Below are 14,911 nucleotides of genomic sequence, written 5' to 3'. Positions count from 1 at the left end.
CGGTGTGAGCCACAGGGCCTGATCGGCCCATCGATCGGGCCACCCCTGGGGGCCCGAGAGCCGATCGCCCTCACTCGTCACGCAGCGGGCAGCGCGATATCGCAGCGGGCAGCACGACGACCGCGGGCGCCGTACGTATGTCACGTACGGCGCCCGCGGTCGTTGTCGTGCGCTGTGAAGCTGGTCACAACCCCGTAGGGCTATGCGCTTTTACGGCTGTCGCGGGGATGTACCGCAAGGTTCATCGCCCCGGACCGCAGAACGGCGAGCCGCTCCTCGAGGACCTCTTCGAGTTCCTCGCGGGTCCGCCGCTCCATCAGCATGTCCCAATGCGTACGCGCGGGCTTGGCCTTCTTCTCCTCAGGGCCGTCGCCGTCCACGAGGAGTGCAGGGGCTCCACAGACCTTGCACTCCCACTCCGGCGGAATCTCCGCCTCGACCGAGAAGGGCATCTCAAACCGGTGCCCCTTCTCGCATGCGTACTCCACGGCCTGGCGCGGGGCCAGGTCGATGCCGCGGTCCGTCTCGTAGCTGGTCACCACGAGGCGCGTGCCGCGAAGAGCTCGCTCACTCATGAATCGTGCCTCCCGGGCTTGTCGCCCACAGGACAGGTGTCGCTGTCGTCGTCATCCGGTCAACGTCCGGTCGGCGGTAAAGATTCCCGTTCGGAGTCCCGTTCCGGGTCATGCGTCGCCGTCGTAGCCGCGGTCTTGTCAACCAGTGCAGTACCCACCGGCGCCCGGTTTGTCACATCTGAAAGGAGATGTCACCCAGCGTTTCGGCATCTTTGACGCGCAGTAACGGTACGCCTGGCAGGCCAAACGCGTACACTACCGCCCTTTCGCCTTGAGTGCTAAATCTTCTCGGGCACCGGGTTCCCCGCGTCGCCGATCGCCTGCCGTACCGGCACCCGAACGAGCAGCAGGAAGCCCACGAGGAAGAAGACCACCAGCGAGATGATCGCGTCCCGGTAGCTCCCGGTCAGCTGGTAGGTGACCCCGAAGAGGAGCGGGCCGAGCCAGCTCATGCCACGGTCGCTCATCTCGTACGCCGAGAAGTACTCGGCCTCCTTGCCGGGCGGGACCAGATGGGAGAAGAGGGAGCGGGACAGTGCCTGGCTGCCGCCGAGGACCAGGCCGATCGCGGCCGCCAGCAGGAAGAAACCGACCGGCGCCCCGGCCGGCAGGAAGTAGCCGGTTCCCAGGGTGAGCGTCCAGGCCGCGAGTGAGCCGAGGATCGTGCGCTTCGCGCCGTACGTCCGGGCCAGCCGCCCCATGCCCAGCGCGCCCGCGACGGCCAGCACCTGCACCAGCAGGACGGCGCCGATCAGCGTGGACTGGCCGAGCCCGAGCTCCTCGGAACCGTAGACCGAGGCCTGGGAGATCACGGTCTGGATGCCGTCGTTGTAGATCAGGTACGCGAGGAGGAAGGAGAGGGTCAGCGGGTGGCGGCGCATGTCGCGGACCGTCGCCGCGAGCTGACGCAGTCCAGGAGCCGTGCGGGCCGTCCGGCCCGTCGGATCCGTCCGAGCGGCGGCCTCCCGGGCCGCGGTCGGCCGGTCGCGCAGCCGCAGCAGCGGGATCAGCGTGAAGCCGCCCCACCACAGGCCGGCCGAGGCCAGGCAGATCCGCACCGCCATCGACTCGGAGACGCCGAAGGAGTCGTGGGCGAGGTAGAGCACCAGGTTGACGACCAGGACCAGCGAGCCCGCCGCATAGCCGAAGGCCCACCCCCGGGAGGAGACCGCGTCGCGTTCCTCGGGCGGGGCGATCTGCGGCAGGTAGGAGTTGTAGAGCATCATCGCCACGGACTGGGCCGCGTTCGCCACGATCAGCAGCGCGCCCCCCAGCAGATAGCGGTCGCCGCCCAGGAAGAACATGCCGGTCGTGGCCGCGGCGCCCACATACGCGGCGGCGCCCAGCAGGGGCTTCTTGCGGCCGCTGCGGTCGGCGGCCGCACCCACCAGGGGCATCACCAGCACGGCCACGATCACCGACAGGGACACCGAGTACGCGAAGAAGGAACCCGCCCGCACCGGGATGCCCAGCGGATGCACGTACCCGTCGGCGTCCGCCGCCCGCTTGGCGACCGATGTCAGGTACGGGCCCAGGAACACGGTGAGCACGCTCGTCGAGTAGACGGAGCACGCCCAGTCGTAGAAGTACCAGCCGCGCTGCTCGCGCCGCCGTTCGGCGGCCTCGTCGGACGCCGCCGTCCGCACGGTGTCGATGTCCACCCGTGCCCTCGCTTCCCGCTGCCGCAGTCGCGCGCGGGCGACGGGCCCGAGGTCAGACCCAGACGCCGCGGTCCTCCATGACCTCGCGCAACGTGTCGATGTGATCGGTCATGATGCCATCGACCCCGAGGTCCAGGAGCCGGTGCATCCGATCCGGATCGTTGATCGTCCACACGTGCACCTGGAGCCCGCGCGCGTGGGCGGCCCGGACGAAGCGACGGTCCACGACCTGGATGCCCGACTGGCTCTCGGGCACCTGTGCGGCGACCGCAGAGCGACGCAGCGCCGCGGGCACGCCCCAGGACCGCAGCCGCAGGTTGAGCACGCCCCGGGTGCCGTACGAGGTCGCCAGGCGCGGCCCGGCCAGCCGCTGGGCCCGCACCACCCGCGCCTCCGAGAACGAGCCGACACAGACCCGGTCCCACGCGCCCGTGCGGGCGATCAGGTTGAGCAGCGGGTGCAGTGCGGGCTCCGCCTTGAGATCGACGTTCCACCGCACCTCGGGGAACGTCTCCAGGAGCTCCTCGAAGAGGGGGACCGGCTCCTTGCCCGCCACGCGCGCGTGCCGTATGTCCGACCAGAGGAGGTCCGCTATGCGGCCGGCGCCGTCGGTCATCCGGTCCAGCGTCGCGTCGTGGAAGGCGACGAGCTTGCCGTCCCGCGTGGCGTGCACGTCGGTCTCGATATAGCGGTAACCCGCCTCGACCGCGCGCCGGAACTGCGCGGTGGTGTTCTCCAGGCCGTCCGCGGCCCCACCGCGGTGGGCGAACGGGATGGGCCCCGGATGGTCGAGATACGGGTGGGTCATGAGGCTGGTCACGGACGCAGTATGGCTCCCTGTGGTGTCCCGGTGGCAACGACCGTGCTGCCGCCCGGTGCAGCGGGAACGGCGAACATCCGCAGGAAGAGCTGGGCGAGCGGACCGATCGTCACCGCGTAGAGCAGGGTGCCGACGCCGATGGTGCCGCCGAGGGCGAACCCGGTCACCACGACCGCCACCTCCACGGCCGTCCGCATCAGCCGGATCGAACGCCCGGTACGCCGGTGCAGCCCCGTCATCAGCCCGTCGCGCGGGCCGGGCCCGAAGCTGGCGGCGATGTAGAGACCGGTGGCCGCCCCGTTGAGGACGATCCCCGCCAGCAGCAGCGGCACCTGCACGGCGAGCCCGTGCGCGTCGGGGACGTACGCGAGCGTGCCGTCCATCGCGAGGCCGACGACGAAGACGTTGGAGACCGTGCCGAGGCCCGGGCGCTGGCGCAGCGGGATCCACAGCAGCAGTACCGCCGCGCCCACGAAGATCGACACGACACCGATCGTCAGGCCGGTGAGCTCGCCGAGACCCTGGTGCAGCACGTTCCAGGGCTCAAGACCGAGCCCTGCCCGCACGAGGAGGGCGGAGCTGGCGCCGTAGAGGGCGAGGCCGACGTACAGCTGGAGCAGCCGGCGGGCGAGGTGGCCGTGCGGATCCCGCGAGGGTGCTTCCTGCGGTGGCGGCTCGGACAAGGGGTTCCCCTGGTGGTCGTAGTGGCCTGACCCGTGACACTCTGTGGCTTGGAAGCGCAGGGCATCCATGGCCAATTCGGGGAAGGTGGACTGGTAATCATGGCGCAGTGGACCTCGGCGGTGGGGGCCGCACAGCTCGCGCGGCTGCTCAAGTCCCAGCAGGACCGCCCGGCCGGCCCCGGGTCGCGACGGCCGCCGGCCTACCGGGCGCTCGCCGACGGTATCCGGCTGCTGGTGCTGGAAGGCCGCGTCCCCGTCGCCGCGCGCCTGCCCGCGGAACGTGAACTGGCCCTCTCCCTGTCCGTGAGCCGGACGACCGTCGCCGCCGCCTACGAGGCGCTGCGCGCCGAAGGGTTCCTGGAGTCGCGGCGCGGCGCGGGCAGCTGGACGGCCGTCCCGGCCGGCAACCCGGTTCCGGCGCGCGGCCTGGAGCCCCTGCCGCCCGAGGCGCTCGGCTCGATCATCGACCTGGGCTGCGCGGCGCTGCCGGCGCCCGAGCCCTGGCTCACCCGCGCGGTGCGGGGCGCGCTGGAGGAGTTGCCCCCGTACGCCCACACGCACGGCGACTATCCGGCGGGCCTGCCCGCGCTGCGGTCGATGATCGCCGAGCGGTACACCGCGCGCGGGATCCCGACGATGCCTGAACAGATCATGGTCACCACCGGCGCGATGGGCGCCATCGACGCCATCTGTCATCTGTTCGGCGGGCGCGGCGAGCGCATCGCCGTCGAGTCGCCCTCCTACGCCAACATCCTCCAGCTGATGCGTGAGGCGGGCGCGCGTCTGGTGCCCGTCGCGATGGCCGAGGGGCTCGCCGGGTGGGACATGGACCGCTGGCGCCAGGTCCTGCGCGAGGCCGCGCCGCGTATCGCGTATGTCGTCGCCGACTTCCACAACCCCACCGGCGCGCTCGCCGACGAGGACCAGCGGCGCCAACTGGTGGAGGCGGCCCGTTCCGCCGGGACCGTGCTGGTCGCCGACGAGACCATGAGCGAACTGTGGCTCGACGACGGTGTCGAGATGCCCCGGCCCGTGTGCGGCTTCGACCCCGCGGGCTCGACGGTGATCACGGTGGGGTCGGCGAGCAAGGCCTTCTGGGCCGGGATGCGCATCGGCTGGGTGCGCGCGGCCCCGGACGTCATCCGCAGCCTCGTCGCGGCGCGCGCCTACGCCGACCTGGGCACACCGGTGCTCGAGCAGCTGGCGGTGAACTGGCTGTTCAGCACCGGCGGCTGGGAGCAGGCCGTCGAGCTGCGCCGCCACCAGGCCCGGGTGAACCGCGACGACCTGGTCGCGGCGGTGCGCCGGGAGCTTCCGGAGTGGGAGTTCGCCGTGCCCGAGGGCGGGCTGACGCTGTGGGTGCGGGCCGGGGGCCTTTCCGGGTCACGACTAGCCGAGGCGGGGGAGCGGGTGGGCCTGCGGGTGCCGTCCGGACCGCGGTTCGGCGTCGACGGCGCCTTCGAGGGCTATGTGCGGCTGCCGTTCACCGTGGGAGGCGCGGTGGCGGAGGAGGCGGCCGCCCGGCTGGCGGCGGCGGCCAGGATCGTGGAGAGCGGGGGGACGATCGGCGCCGAGGGGCCGCGCACGTTCGTCGCGTAGAAGGGCGCGCGGCGGGGGCGGTCACCCGCCCGCGCTCGGCACCTGCTCCGCGCCCACGGCGTCGGCCGCCACGGCGTCGGCACCCGGGACCTTCGTGGCCTCGGCGTCCGTGTCCACGGGTTTGGTGAGCGCGACCTCGACCGGTGCCGGCGGCATCGTCTCCGGGTCGGCCGGGGTGGAGCGCGGCGGCAGCAGGTCCAGCACCGCCTGCCGATGCGCGTCGCTCGTAGCGTCGTCGTACGGGTCCGGCGTCGCCGGCACCTGGAGCCGGTGCACCGGCCCCGAACCGAGCCGGGCGTATCCGCGTCCCGGCGGCGTGTGGTCGACGGGCGTGGTGTGCGGGGGTGCGCCGAGGACCGCTTCCAGCTGCTGCTTCGACGCCGGCCCGAGCGCGACCCGCGCGCGGGTGTGCTGCCGTGCGGCGTCGTTCAACGAGTCCAGGGCGTCGAACTGCTCGGCCACCACCACCGTGACCCCGACCGCGCGGCCGTGCCGGAGGGGGACCTGGAGGAGGGACTGCGGGTCCTTGCGGCCGTCCGTGTCGGCCAGGTGGGTGAAGGCGGTGGGGCGGTCCACAAGGATCCACAGGGGGTGTCTGGTGTCGTCCGGCGGCGGGTCGCCCGCCTGCCGGGCGCGGTTGGCGGCGATGAGCCGGCGCTCCGTCTCGTGCACCGCCCACTCCAGGGCGGCCAGCGCCCCTGCCAGTCCGACCTCGACGCCCAGGACGCCGTCCCGGCCGGCGAGGCAGGCGTACTCGCCGGTGCTGCCGCCCTCGATCACCAGGACGTCGCCGTGCTGGAGGGCCTGGAGGGCGATGGAGCGCAGCAGGGTGGAGGTGCCGCTGCCGGGCTGACCGACCGCCAGCAGGTGCGGCTCGGTGGAGCGGATGCCGGTGCGCCAGACGACGGGCGGTACGTCGCGCCGGTCCTCTCCGTGGGCGAGAGGGAGCGTGCGCTGGACCCGGGAGGGATCGGTGAAGCCCAGGACCGTCTCGCCGGGGGCGGTGACGAAGCGTTGGGCCGCGAAGTCGGTCGGGAGAGGGCTGAGGACACTGAGGGTGAGTTCGTTGCCCTCCTCGTCCCAGGCGAAGAGGTATTCGCGGCCACGCCCGGACTTCGCGGCGAGCAGTTGCTCGATCCGTGCGCGTGGGGCGGCCTCTCCGTCCGGGAAGAACGCGGGGTAGCGGATCACGAGGAGGGCCACGCGGCCCGAGTCGTCGAACTCCTGCGTCGGGAAGACGGTCTCCCAGTCGCCGCCGTGGGCGTAGAGGGGAGCGGGGTCGTCAGCCGTCGAGAAGTGTGGGACCAGGGCCTCGTACAGCACCTGGAGTCGCTGGATCTGCGACTCGTCGGGGCCGTCGGGAGCCGGTGGGGTGCGGTCCCTGCCCTGCCAGGCCGCTGCCGCCATCAGGGTGATGCCGGCGAGCAGCGGACCGTACGGCACCAGCACCACGACCAGGATCAACGAGGCCACCAGGAACAGCAGCGGTCCGCGCTTGTCCCTGGGGGTCTCGGCCCACCTGCGCCGCCCGGCCGAGGCCAGCCGGCGCAGTCCGCGGGTGATCGTGATCAGCGGATGGAGGACATCGGTGGCGCTGTCGGCCGCCGTCCGGGCCAGCTCCCGGCTCCGGGCGATCTGCGCGCTGCCTGTGCTCAGGATGCTGGGAAGGGGGCGCCGGGCCACTGCTGTCTCCTGTGAGGTGCGTACGGACGGGACGGGCGGCGTCAGAACTTGATGCCGCCGAGGAGGCTCGCCAGGCTCTCGCCGCCTGCCTTGATGCTCGGGGCGATGGCCGTACTGGCCATGTAGAACCCGAACAGGGCCGAGACCACGGCGTGCGACGCCTTGAGCCCGTCCTTGCGGAAGAAGAGGAAGACGATGATGCCGAGCAGGACTACGCCTGACATGGACAGGATCATTTGGGTTCTCCTGGTTCGCGGGGGACAGTCACCATGAGTACTTCCAGGATCACAGGATGTATCCATACTATAAAAGGTGCAACTGGGTGAAATACGGCTGATTTCCCCCGGCTGGCGGAAGGCCTGGTGCGCTGCCTGAGCAGGAGAGTTGCGTCGAACGGGTCTGCCCGTGATCTTTGCCGCCGACGGGACCGGCCATGTTTCCGACGAGCCAGTACGCTGGCGATTCACCTGAACGGTTGAGTGGAGAGGCGGACCGGCCGATGAGCGAAGGCCCCGACCCCGAGGTCGTGGAGCTGGCGACCAAGATCTTCGATCTGGCCCGCGGGGGTCGGACCGAGGAGCTCGTGGCGTACGTCGACGCGGGCGTTCCGGCCAACCTCACCAACGACCGCGGCGACTCCCTGGTGATGCTCGCCGCGTACCACGGCCATGCCGACGCGGTCCGGGCCCTGCTGGCCCGCGGCGCCGAGGCCGACCGGATCAACGACCGAGGCCAGACCCCGCTCGCCGGGGCGGCCTTCAAGGGTGAGACGGACGTCATCAAGGTCCTGCTGGAGGCCGGCGCCGACCCCTCCCAGGGGACCCCGTCGGCCGTCGACACCGCTCGCATGTTCGGCAGGGCGGAGCTGCTCGAGCTGTTCGGCGTGCACTGAGCCGACGGTTCCGAACAGGTCAACGAGAGTTCCTGACCAGGTAAATCGACGACCACGGGGGAGGCGGTACAAGGCCGCCGGAAATTTCGGTCGCGGCAGGTAGAACAGCCGGGTCATCATGACGTCGTGATTCACGGACGCGATGGCTGGGCAGGTGTTGCCGCACCGCGCGGGCCGTGACGCGGTCCGCATGGGCCACCGACGAGAGGCAGAGGAAAATGGTCTACAGCAAGCAGGAAACGGCGGGCGCCCCGACGTGTTGTCACGCGGCCAGGTAATGCACGTCCCCGGTTGCGTCGACGCTTGATGTGAGGCTGTTTCCCATGTTCGATCCGGTCATAGCGCCCAGCGGTACGCTGCTCGGCCTGCTCCAGAGGGGGCGCGGCGACGGCACGTTGCACGCGCTCACCGCTCCGCGAGCCGAGGCGCTCGCGGCGCTGAACCACTGTGTGCTGCGGGACCCCCGCCACGACTGGCAGGTGGAGAACCGCTCCCTCTACTACGCCCGTCTCTACCTCGATCTGCACGGTGAGCTGGACGAGATCGAGGCCCACCTCTTCGACGTCGAGGACTCCTTCGACACCGAGGAGTCCCGCACGGGCCTGGCCCTGGCCGTCCTCGGCCACCTCGCCTCCTACGGCAGGCGCGAGGCCCTGGCCCTGCTGCGCCGGTACGCGGTCTCAGGAGCCAACTGGGCCTGGGCCCTCGACGAACTCGCCCTGCGGGACGACGACGCCGGTCTGCGAGCCCTCGCGGCACCCGTGCTCGCACGGTTCGCCACCGATACCGAGGGCGAGGCCGAACTCGCCGCCGCCGTACGGGACGCCTTCGAACCACGGCCCTGGCGGCTGTGGGCCGAGGATCCCCGCGAGTACGTCTCCACGCGCGTGCGTGCCGCTCAGGAGGCCGGCTGTTTCGACCGCTGGCAACGTCAGATGAGTCCGAGCGGACCCCGCCCCGGCTGGAGCGTCCAGGCCGTCTTCGAGTGGGCCCAGCAGGGCGTCGAACGCGGAGCCGCGCTCCATGTCCCCGCCGCCCGCTGTCTGTCCGCCGTGGCCGGGCCCGAGGACCGCGCCGAGATCGTGCAGGCGGCCAAGGACGGCACCGAGGGAGCCCGCTGCACCGCCCTGCGCTACCTCGCCGACTTCAACGACCCCGACGCCCTCCTCCTCATCGAACAGGCCGTGGCCACCGGCTCGACGCCCGTCGTCGAGGCCGCCGTCGACGCCTTCGAGCGCATGCGCAGCGTCGCCGCCGTGGACCGGGCCCGCGGCTGGGCCCACCGGCCCGACCCCCTGGGCACCGCGGCCGGCCGCATGCTCGCCTGCCGGGGCGGCACCCAGGACAGCGACCTCGTCCTCGGTGCGCTGCGCGAGGCCGTACGGGGCGAGGGCTGCGACGCACCGAGCCTGTGGACCCTCGTCGACGGCGCCGGACGGCTCGGCATCGTCTGCGCGGCACCCGTGCTGCGCCATATCTACCGCGAGACGGCCTCGTCCCATCTGCGCGGGCGCTGCGCCCGCGCACTGGCCGCCACCGACCCCTCCTACGCCACCGGCTTCGCCGTCGAGTGTCTCTGGGACTGTGAGGAGGGCACCCGCGAGATCGCCGCCCGGCACGCCGAGACCGGTGACGCCCGGGTCGTGGAGCGCCTGCGCCGGCTCGCCGCCGATCCGGCCGAGGAGGCGGAGGTCCAGACGGCCGTGCGCAGCCGGATCGGACCGGACGCCGCGTCCGCGATGTGAAGCTCGGGACAGGCCGCCGCCCGTGGGGAGCCTGGCGGCGGCCGGCCCGGCAGATGAACACCTGATGGCCCGCCGGGCGGACCGGCATGGACGCCGTCCGACCTGCGCGGTACGCAGCGAGTACGTACCGGGTGCGCAGCGCAACGCTCACGGGACGTTTGTCGTTCGGAAAGATCCACTTTGACGCGTCCACGTCCGGGGCGGCGACAACACGGGTATGCGTGTCGTCATCGTGACCGAATCCTTTCCCCCCGACGTGAACGGCGTGGCCCATTGCGCCTTCCAGACCGCCCGACACCTCGTCGATCGCGGTCACGCCCCCGTCGTCGTCGCCCCGGCCACCGCCGCCGGGACCGGGCCGGACGCCGAAGCGCCCTGCCCCGTCGTCCGAGTCCCCTCCCTTCCGCTCCCCGGCTACCCCCAGGTCCGCGTCGCTCTCCCCAGCCGCCGCGTCGCCGCCGCCATCGCCGAGCACCGGGCCGACATGGTCCACCTGGCCAGCCCCTTCATCCTCGGCGTACGGGGCATGTCGGCCGCCGCCCGGCTCGGTATCCCCGCCGTCGCCGTCTACCAGACCGACCTGGGCGGCTACGCCCGCACCTACATGGGCGCCGGCGAGGCAGCCGCCTGGCGCCGGATACGGTCCGTCCACGCCGCCGCCGACCTCACCCTCGCCCCCTCCAGCGCGGCTCTGCACGACCTGGACACGCACGGTGTGCCCCGGGTGAAGCTGTGGCCGCGGGGCGTGGACACCCTGCGCTTCCGCCCCGACCGCCGCGACGAGGCACTGCGCCGCGCGCTCGCCCCGAACGGCGAGCTGATCGTCGGCTACGTCGGACGGCTCGCCCCCGAGAAGCACGTCGAGCTCCTGTCCGGCGTCTGCGGGCTGCCGGGTGTGCGGGTCGTGGTGGTGGGCGACGGACCGAGCCGGCCCGGCCTGGAGGAGACCCTGCCGGGCGCGGTCTTCCTGGGCAACCGCACCGGCGACGAACTCGCCCGGATCTTCGCCTCGCTGGACGTGTTCGTGCACACCGGCCCCTTCGAGACCTTCTGCCAGACCGTGCAGGAGGCCATGGCCAGCGGTGTGCCGGTGGTCGCGCCCGCCGCGGGCGGCCCCCTGGACCTGGTCGCCCAAGGGCGTACCGGCCTGCTCGTCCCGCCCCGGGACGCCGCCGTCGTGCAGGACGCGGTGGCGGGGCTGGTGGCCGACCCCGCGCGGCGGGCCGCCTACGGCGCAGCCGGGCGGGTCACGGTCGAGGGACGCACCTGGGCCGCCGTCGGCGACCGGCTCATCGGTCACTACGAGGACGTGCTCGCCGCGCGTCGACTGGTGGTGGCGGCATGAGCGGCCCGAACGGCATGAGCGGCGCCGACGGCGGGAACGGCCCCGCCCGCCCCATACCGAGTGCCGGGCCGCTGCGGATCGTGCGGCTCGCCAACTTCGTCGCCCCCGCCTCGGGCGGACTGCGCACGGCCCTGCGCGAACTCGGCAGGGGCTATCGCGCGGCCGGCCACGACCCCGTCCTGATCGTGCCCGGCGAGCGGGAGAGCGACCGTCGCACCGAGCAGGGGCGGGTGATCACCCTGCCGGGGCCACTGCTGCCCGGCACCGGTGGCTACCGCGTCCTCACCGACAAACGGCGGGTCGCCCGCCTGCTGGAGGAACTCGCCCCCGACCGCCTGGAGGTCTCCGACCGCACGACGCTGCGCTGGACCGGCAGGTGGGCGCGGCGGGCCCGCGTGCCCGCCGTGATGGTCTCCCACGAGACCGCCGACGGCGTCCTGCGCACCTGGGGCGTGCCGGAAGGCGCGGCCCGGCGCGCCGCCGACGCGCTCAACCTCCGTACGGCGCACACGTACGCGCGCGTGGTGTGCACCACCGAGTTCGCCGAGCGGGAGTTCGTGCGGATCGGGGCGCGGAACGTCGTGCGGGCGCCGCTGGGCGTCGACCTCGTCGAACGGCACCCCGCCCTGTACGACGCCGGGCTGCGGGCCCGTCACGCGCGCGAGGACCAGACCTTGCTGGTGATGTGCACCCGTCTGTCGGTGGAGAAGCGGCCAGGCACGGCGCTGGACGCCCTGGAGGCGTTGCTGCGGGGCGGCGCGCGGGCGGTTCTGGTCGTCGCGGGCGACGGACCGCTGCGGCCGCGACTGGAGCAGCGGGCCCGCGAGCGCGGGCTGCCCGTGACGTTCCTGGGGCATGTGTCCGACCGCGGCGCGCTCGGGGCCTTGCAGGCCTCGGCCGACGTGTGTCTGGCCCCGGGACCCGCGGAGACGTTCGGGCTCGCCGCCCTGGAGGCCATGGCGTGCGGGACCCCCGTCGTCGCGAGCGCCTCCTCGGCGCTCCCCGAGGTGATCGGCGCCGCGGGAGCCACGGCGGCCGACCGGGGGGAGGCGTTCGCGGACGCCGTGGAGAGCCTCCTGGAGCGCCCCCTCGCGGCCCGCCGGGAGGCCGCACGCGCGCGTGCGGAGTGCTTCGGCTGGGGTACGGCGGTCGACGCCTTCCTCGCGGCACACGACGCGACGGCGACGGTCCCGGCACCGGTGACCGCACCTGTGCGTCCCTTCGTGCCCGGAGGTCTCGGATGAGACGCGTCCGCTTCGTCGCCCTCGGGGACTCGCTCACCGAGGGGGTGGGGGACCCCGTGGGCGAGGGGTGGCGCGGCTGGGCCGCACTGCTCGCCCAGGGTCTGGTCGGTGAGATCGAGGGTGCCGCGCGGGCGGCGGGGGCCGAGAGGCACCCGGGGACGGAGCTTGCGGGGACCGAGGCGGTGGCAGGGTCTGCGGGCATGGGGGGATTTGCCGCGGTCGAGGCGCTCGCGGGCACCACGGAGGGCGAGGGGCTTGCGGGAACCGACGGGCTTGCGGGAGTCGGGGCGCTTGCGGGGAGCACGGAGGGCGAGAGGCCCGTGGGGACCGGCGCGTCCGTAGGGACCGGCGCGTCCGTGGCGCCTGGGGAGCCCGTCGAGTTCGTCAACCTCGCGGTCAGCGGCGCGCAGACGCGGGACGTGCTGGAACGGCAGCTCCCGGCCGGGCTGGAACTGCGGCCCGACGTCGTCTCCGTGGTCGTCGGCGTCAACGACACTCTGCGCTGCACCTTCGACATCCATGCCGTGGCGGCCCGGCTCGACACGGTCTACGGCGCCTTCGCCGAGCAGGGCGCGGTCCTGCTCACCGCGTGCCTGCCCGACCCGGGCGGCACCCTCGGGCTGCCCGGTGCTCTCGCCCGGCCACTGGCCCGGCGGCAACGCGCGGTCAACGCCGTCGTCCACGCGCTCTCCGAGCGCTACGGCGCCGTCCACCTGCACGCCGCGGAGGGCGCCTGGCTGACGGACCGGGCCATGTGGAGCGCGGACCGGCTCCACCCCGGCGAGCGGGGGCACCGGCAACTGGCCGTGCGCTTCCACGCGGTGCTCGCCGAGGCGGGCCTCGCGACCGGTTCCGCGCCCTCGCCCGAGCCCGAGTTCCCGGCGCCGACGACCTCGGCGAGTCTGTGGTGGCTGGCGACCGCGGGCACCGGCTGGGTGGCCCGGCGCTGCACCGACCTGCTCCCGCAACTGCTCACGCTGGCCGCCGACGAGCTGCGGCACGGCGCGCGGGGGACGAGCGCCCGCCTCGATCTGCGGGCCTCCGCGGCGGTGTCCGCGGCCCTCGCCGCGCTCTCCGTGGCGGAACGGCAGCCGGACGCCGCCTGAAGCCCGCAGCGGCCGACACCGCCCGCGTCACCTTCGGCGTACGGCCACGAAGCGGACCGGCGTTCCGGGCACGGCCTGCGCCGCCGCCGCGAGATCGCCCGCGCGGACGACCCCGATCACCGGGTAGCCCCCGGTGGTCGGGTGATCGGCCAGGAAGACCACCGGGCGGCCGGCGGGCGGAACCTGTACGGCGCCCAGGACCATGCCCTCGCTCGCCAGCTCACCGCTCCGCGCACGCTCCAGGGCGGGCCCCTCGGTGCGCAGCCCGATGCGGTTGCTCGCCGAGGACACGAGGAACGTCCTCGAGGTGAAGGCGCGGAGCGCGTCCGGGGTGAACCAGTCGTCCCGTGGGCCGAGCGTCACCCGGAGGACGAGTTCGGCCGGGGGCGCCGGCTGCGGGGCGACGTCCACGCGCGCGTGCGGGACGAGTTCGCGCCCCAGCGGCAGGACGGTGCCGTCCGTGAGCGGCGCGGGGCCGAGGCCCGAGAGCAGGTCCGTGGACCGGCTGCCGAGGATCGGCTCGACGATGATGCCGCCGGCCAGGGCCACGTAGGTGCGTACTCCGGAGACGGCCGGTCCGATGTCCAGGAGGGTCCCGGCGCGTACCCGTACGGGCGCGCCCCAGGCGACCGGCCGGCCGTCCACCGTGACCCGGCAGGGCGCGCCGCCGACCGCGACGGTCAGGTCGGAACGCGGCCTGAGGGCGCAGCCGTTGAGCGTCGTCTCCAGGACGGCCGCATCGGGCGGGTTGCCCACCAGCCGGTTGACGAGGGCCGCCGCGGGCGCGTCGAGAGCGCCGGAACGGGGCACGCCGAGATGTGCGTGCCCGGGGCGGCCCCGGTCCTGCACCGTGGTGAGCGCCCCGGCGCGGACGACGGAGACTGCACGGTCGCTCATGAGGTGTCCACCGGTCCGATCGGTTCTCCCCGTCCCACCGGTTCCCACGGTCCCACGGGGACGAAGCGCACGCGCGTGCCCGGCGACAGCAGCGCGGCCGGCACGCGCGCGTGGTCCCAGAGCACTGCGTCCGTGCTGCCGATCAGCTGCCAGCCGCCCGGCGACGCACGCGGGTACACACCCGTGTACGGCCCCGCCAGCGCCACCGAACCGGCCGGTACGGCGGTGCGCGGGGTGGCCCGGCGCGGCACGTCGTAGCGCGGAGGCAGGCCGGTGAGATAGCCGAAGCCGGGCGCGAACCCGCAGAAGGCGACCCGGAACTCGGTGGCCGCGTGGATGCGGGCGACCTCCTCCTCGGGGACGCCCCAGTGGGCGGCGACCTCGGCCAGGTCCGGGCCGTCGTACCGGACAGCGATCTCCACGGCCGCCTGCTCGCGCGGGGGAGCGGGCGGTACGTCGGACGCGGCCAGTTCGGACGCCAGCCGGCCGGGGTCGGTCAGACCGTCCAGGAGGACGGTGCGAGCCGCCGGGACGATCTCGCGGGCACTGAGCAGGCCCGCCGCGCGGCGACGCAGCAGTTCCGCGTGCAGGGCCTCGGCCTCCGCGCCCGACGCCAGCTCGACGAGCAGGGCGTCGTCGCCGACAGGCAGGACACGCACGC

At 73.5% G+C, this 14,911-nt stretch carries 14 protein-coding genes; 6 read left to right on the top strand and 8 right to left on the bottom strand.

Annotated features, from left to right (window positions below; genetic code table 11):
• Nucleotides 1-200: 200 nt before the first annotated feature.
• The 4 genes from OG736_RS08830 to yczE form a co-directional block, all read right to left on the bottom strand.
• Complete coding sequence (locus tag OG736_RS08830; protein WP_020128921.1) at nucleotides 201-575, bottom strand: RNA polymerase-binding protein RbpA; 375 nt, start codon at nucleotides 573-575, stop codon at nucleotides 201-203.
• A gap of 278 nt (nucleotides 576-853) precedes the next feature.
• Nucleotides 854-2,236 (bottom strand): MFS transporter, encoded by a 1,383-nt coding sequence (locus tag OG736_RS08825; protein WP_327181948.1) that lies wholly within the window; start codon nucleotides 2,234-2,236, stop codon nucleotides 854-856.
• A gap of 52 nt (nucleotides 2,237-2,288) precedes the next feature.
• Nucleotides 2,289-3,044, bottom strand: a complete 756-nt coding sequence (locus tag OG736_RS08820; RefSeq protein WP_442817163.1) for a glycerophosphodiester phosphodiesterase family protein — start codon at nucleotides 3,042-3,044, stop codon at nucleotides 2,289-2,291.
• An 8-nt stretch (nucleotides 3,045-3,052) separates the two neighbouring features.
• On the bottom strand, nucleotides 3,053-3,739 hold the full coding sequence (yczE, locus tag OG736_RS08815; protein ID WP_327181946.1) for a membrane protein YczE: 687 nt from the start codon (nucleotides 3,737-3,739) through the stop codon (nucleotides 3,053-3,055).
• Between the two features lie 99 nt (nucleotides 3,740-3,838).
• On the opposite strand from yczE, the gene OG736_RS08810 reads away from it, so the two are divergent.
• Nucleotides 3,839-5,338 (top strand): SCO1417 family PLP biosynthesis transcription factor, encoded by a 1,500-nt coding sequence (locus tag OG736_RS08810; RefSeq protein WP_327181945.1) that lies wholly within the window; start codon nucleotides 3,839-3,841, stop codon nucleotides 5,336-5,338.
• 21 nt (nucleotides 5,339-5,359) lie between these two features.
• Here the strand turns inward: OG736_RS08810 and OG736_RS08805 are convergent, their stop codons facing one another.
• Entirely contained in the window at nucleotides 5,360-7,021 is a 1,662-nt protein-coding gene (locus tag OG736_RS08805) for a hypothetical protein (protein ID WP_327181944.1), read from the bottom strand.
• Between the two features lie 41 nt (nucleotides 7,022-7,062).
• Nucleotides 7,063-7,257 (bottom strand): hypothetical protein, encoded by a 195-nt coding sequence (locus tag OG736_RS08800; RefSeq protein ID WP_020128927.1) that lies wholly within the window; start codon nucleotides 7,255-7,257, stop codon nucleotides 7,063-7,065.
• A 263-nt stretch (nucleotides 7,258-7,520) separates the two neighbouring features.
• On the opposite strand from OG736_RS08800, the gene OG736_RS08795 reads away from it, so the two are divergent.
• The 5 genes from OG736_RS08795 (at nucleotide 7,521) to OG736_RS08775 (ending at nucleotide 13,353) form a co-directional block, all read left to right on the top strand.
• Nucleotides 7,521-7,913: an ankyrin repeat domain-containing protein gene (locus OG736_RS08795; protein WP_057606837.1), complete on the top strand. Its 393-nt coding sequence runs from the start codon at nucleotides 7,521-7,523 to the stop codon at nucleotides 7,911-7,913.
• Nucleotides 7,914-8,236: 323 nt separating this feature from the next.
• On the top strand, nucleotides 8,237-9,658 hold the full coding sequence (locus tag OG736_RS08790) for a HEAT repeat domain-containing protein (RefSeq protein ID WP_267020947.1): 1,422 nt from the start codon (nucleotides 8,237-8,239) through the stop codon (nucleotides 9,656-9,658).
• Nucleotides 9,659-9,875: 217 nt separating this feature from the next.
• The gene (locus OG736_RS08785) at nucleotides 9,876-11,003 is read left to right on the top strand and encodes a glycosyltransferase family 4 protein (protein WP_327181943.1); all 1,128 of its coding nucleotides are present in this window, start codon (nucleotides 9,876-9,878) and stop codon (nucleotides 11,001-11,003) included.
• 14 nt (nucleotides 11,004-11,017) lie between these two features.
• On the top strand, nucleotides 11,018-12,247 hold the full coding sequence (locus tag OG736_RS08780) for a glycosyltransferase (RefSeq protein ID WP_327187562.1): 1,230 nt from the start codon (nucleotides 11,018-11,020) through the stop codon (nucleotides 12,245-12,247).
• The gene (locus tag OG736_RS08775; RefSeq protein ID WP_327181942.1) at nucleotides 12,244-13,353 is read left to right on the top strand and encodes an SGNH/GDSL hydrolase family protein; all 1,110 of its coding nucleotides are present in this window, start codon (nucleotides 12,244-12,246) and stop codon (nucleotides 13,351-13,353) included. The genes OG736_RS08780 and OG736_RS08775 overlap by 4 nt, the downstream gene beginning before the upstream one ends.
• Nucleotides 13,354-13,380: 27 nt before the next feature.
• Here the strand turns inward: OG736_RS08775 and OG736_RS08770 are convergent, their stop codons facing one another.
• Nucleotides 13,381-14,250 carry a 5-oxoprolinase subunit C family protein gene (locus tag OG736_RS08770; protein WP_327181941.1) on the bottom strand — a complete coding sequence of 290 codons (870 nt, stop codon included), beginning with the start codon at nucleotides 14,248-14,250 and terminating at the stop codon, nucleotides 13,381-13,383.
• Nucleotides 14,247-14,909 (bottom strand): 5-oxoprolinase subunit B family protein, encoded by a 663-nt coding sequence (locus tag OG736_RS08765; RefSeq protein WP_327187561.1) that lies wholly within the window; start codon nucleotides 14,907-14,909, stop codon nucleotides 14,247-14,249. The genes OG736_RS08770 and OG736_RS08765 overlap by 4 nt, the downstream gene beginning before the upstream one ends.
• Between the last annotated feature and the right edge of the window lie 2 nt (nucleotides 14,910-14,911).

Source organism: Streptomyces sp. NBC_01334 (assembly GCF_035983595.1).
Classification (GTDB): Bacteria; Actinomycetota; Actinomycetes; order Streptomycetales; family Streptomycetaceae; genus Streptomyces; species Streptomyces coriariae.
This window is presented reverse-complemented; position numbering and strand designations above follow the sequence as displayed.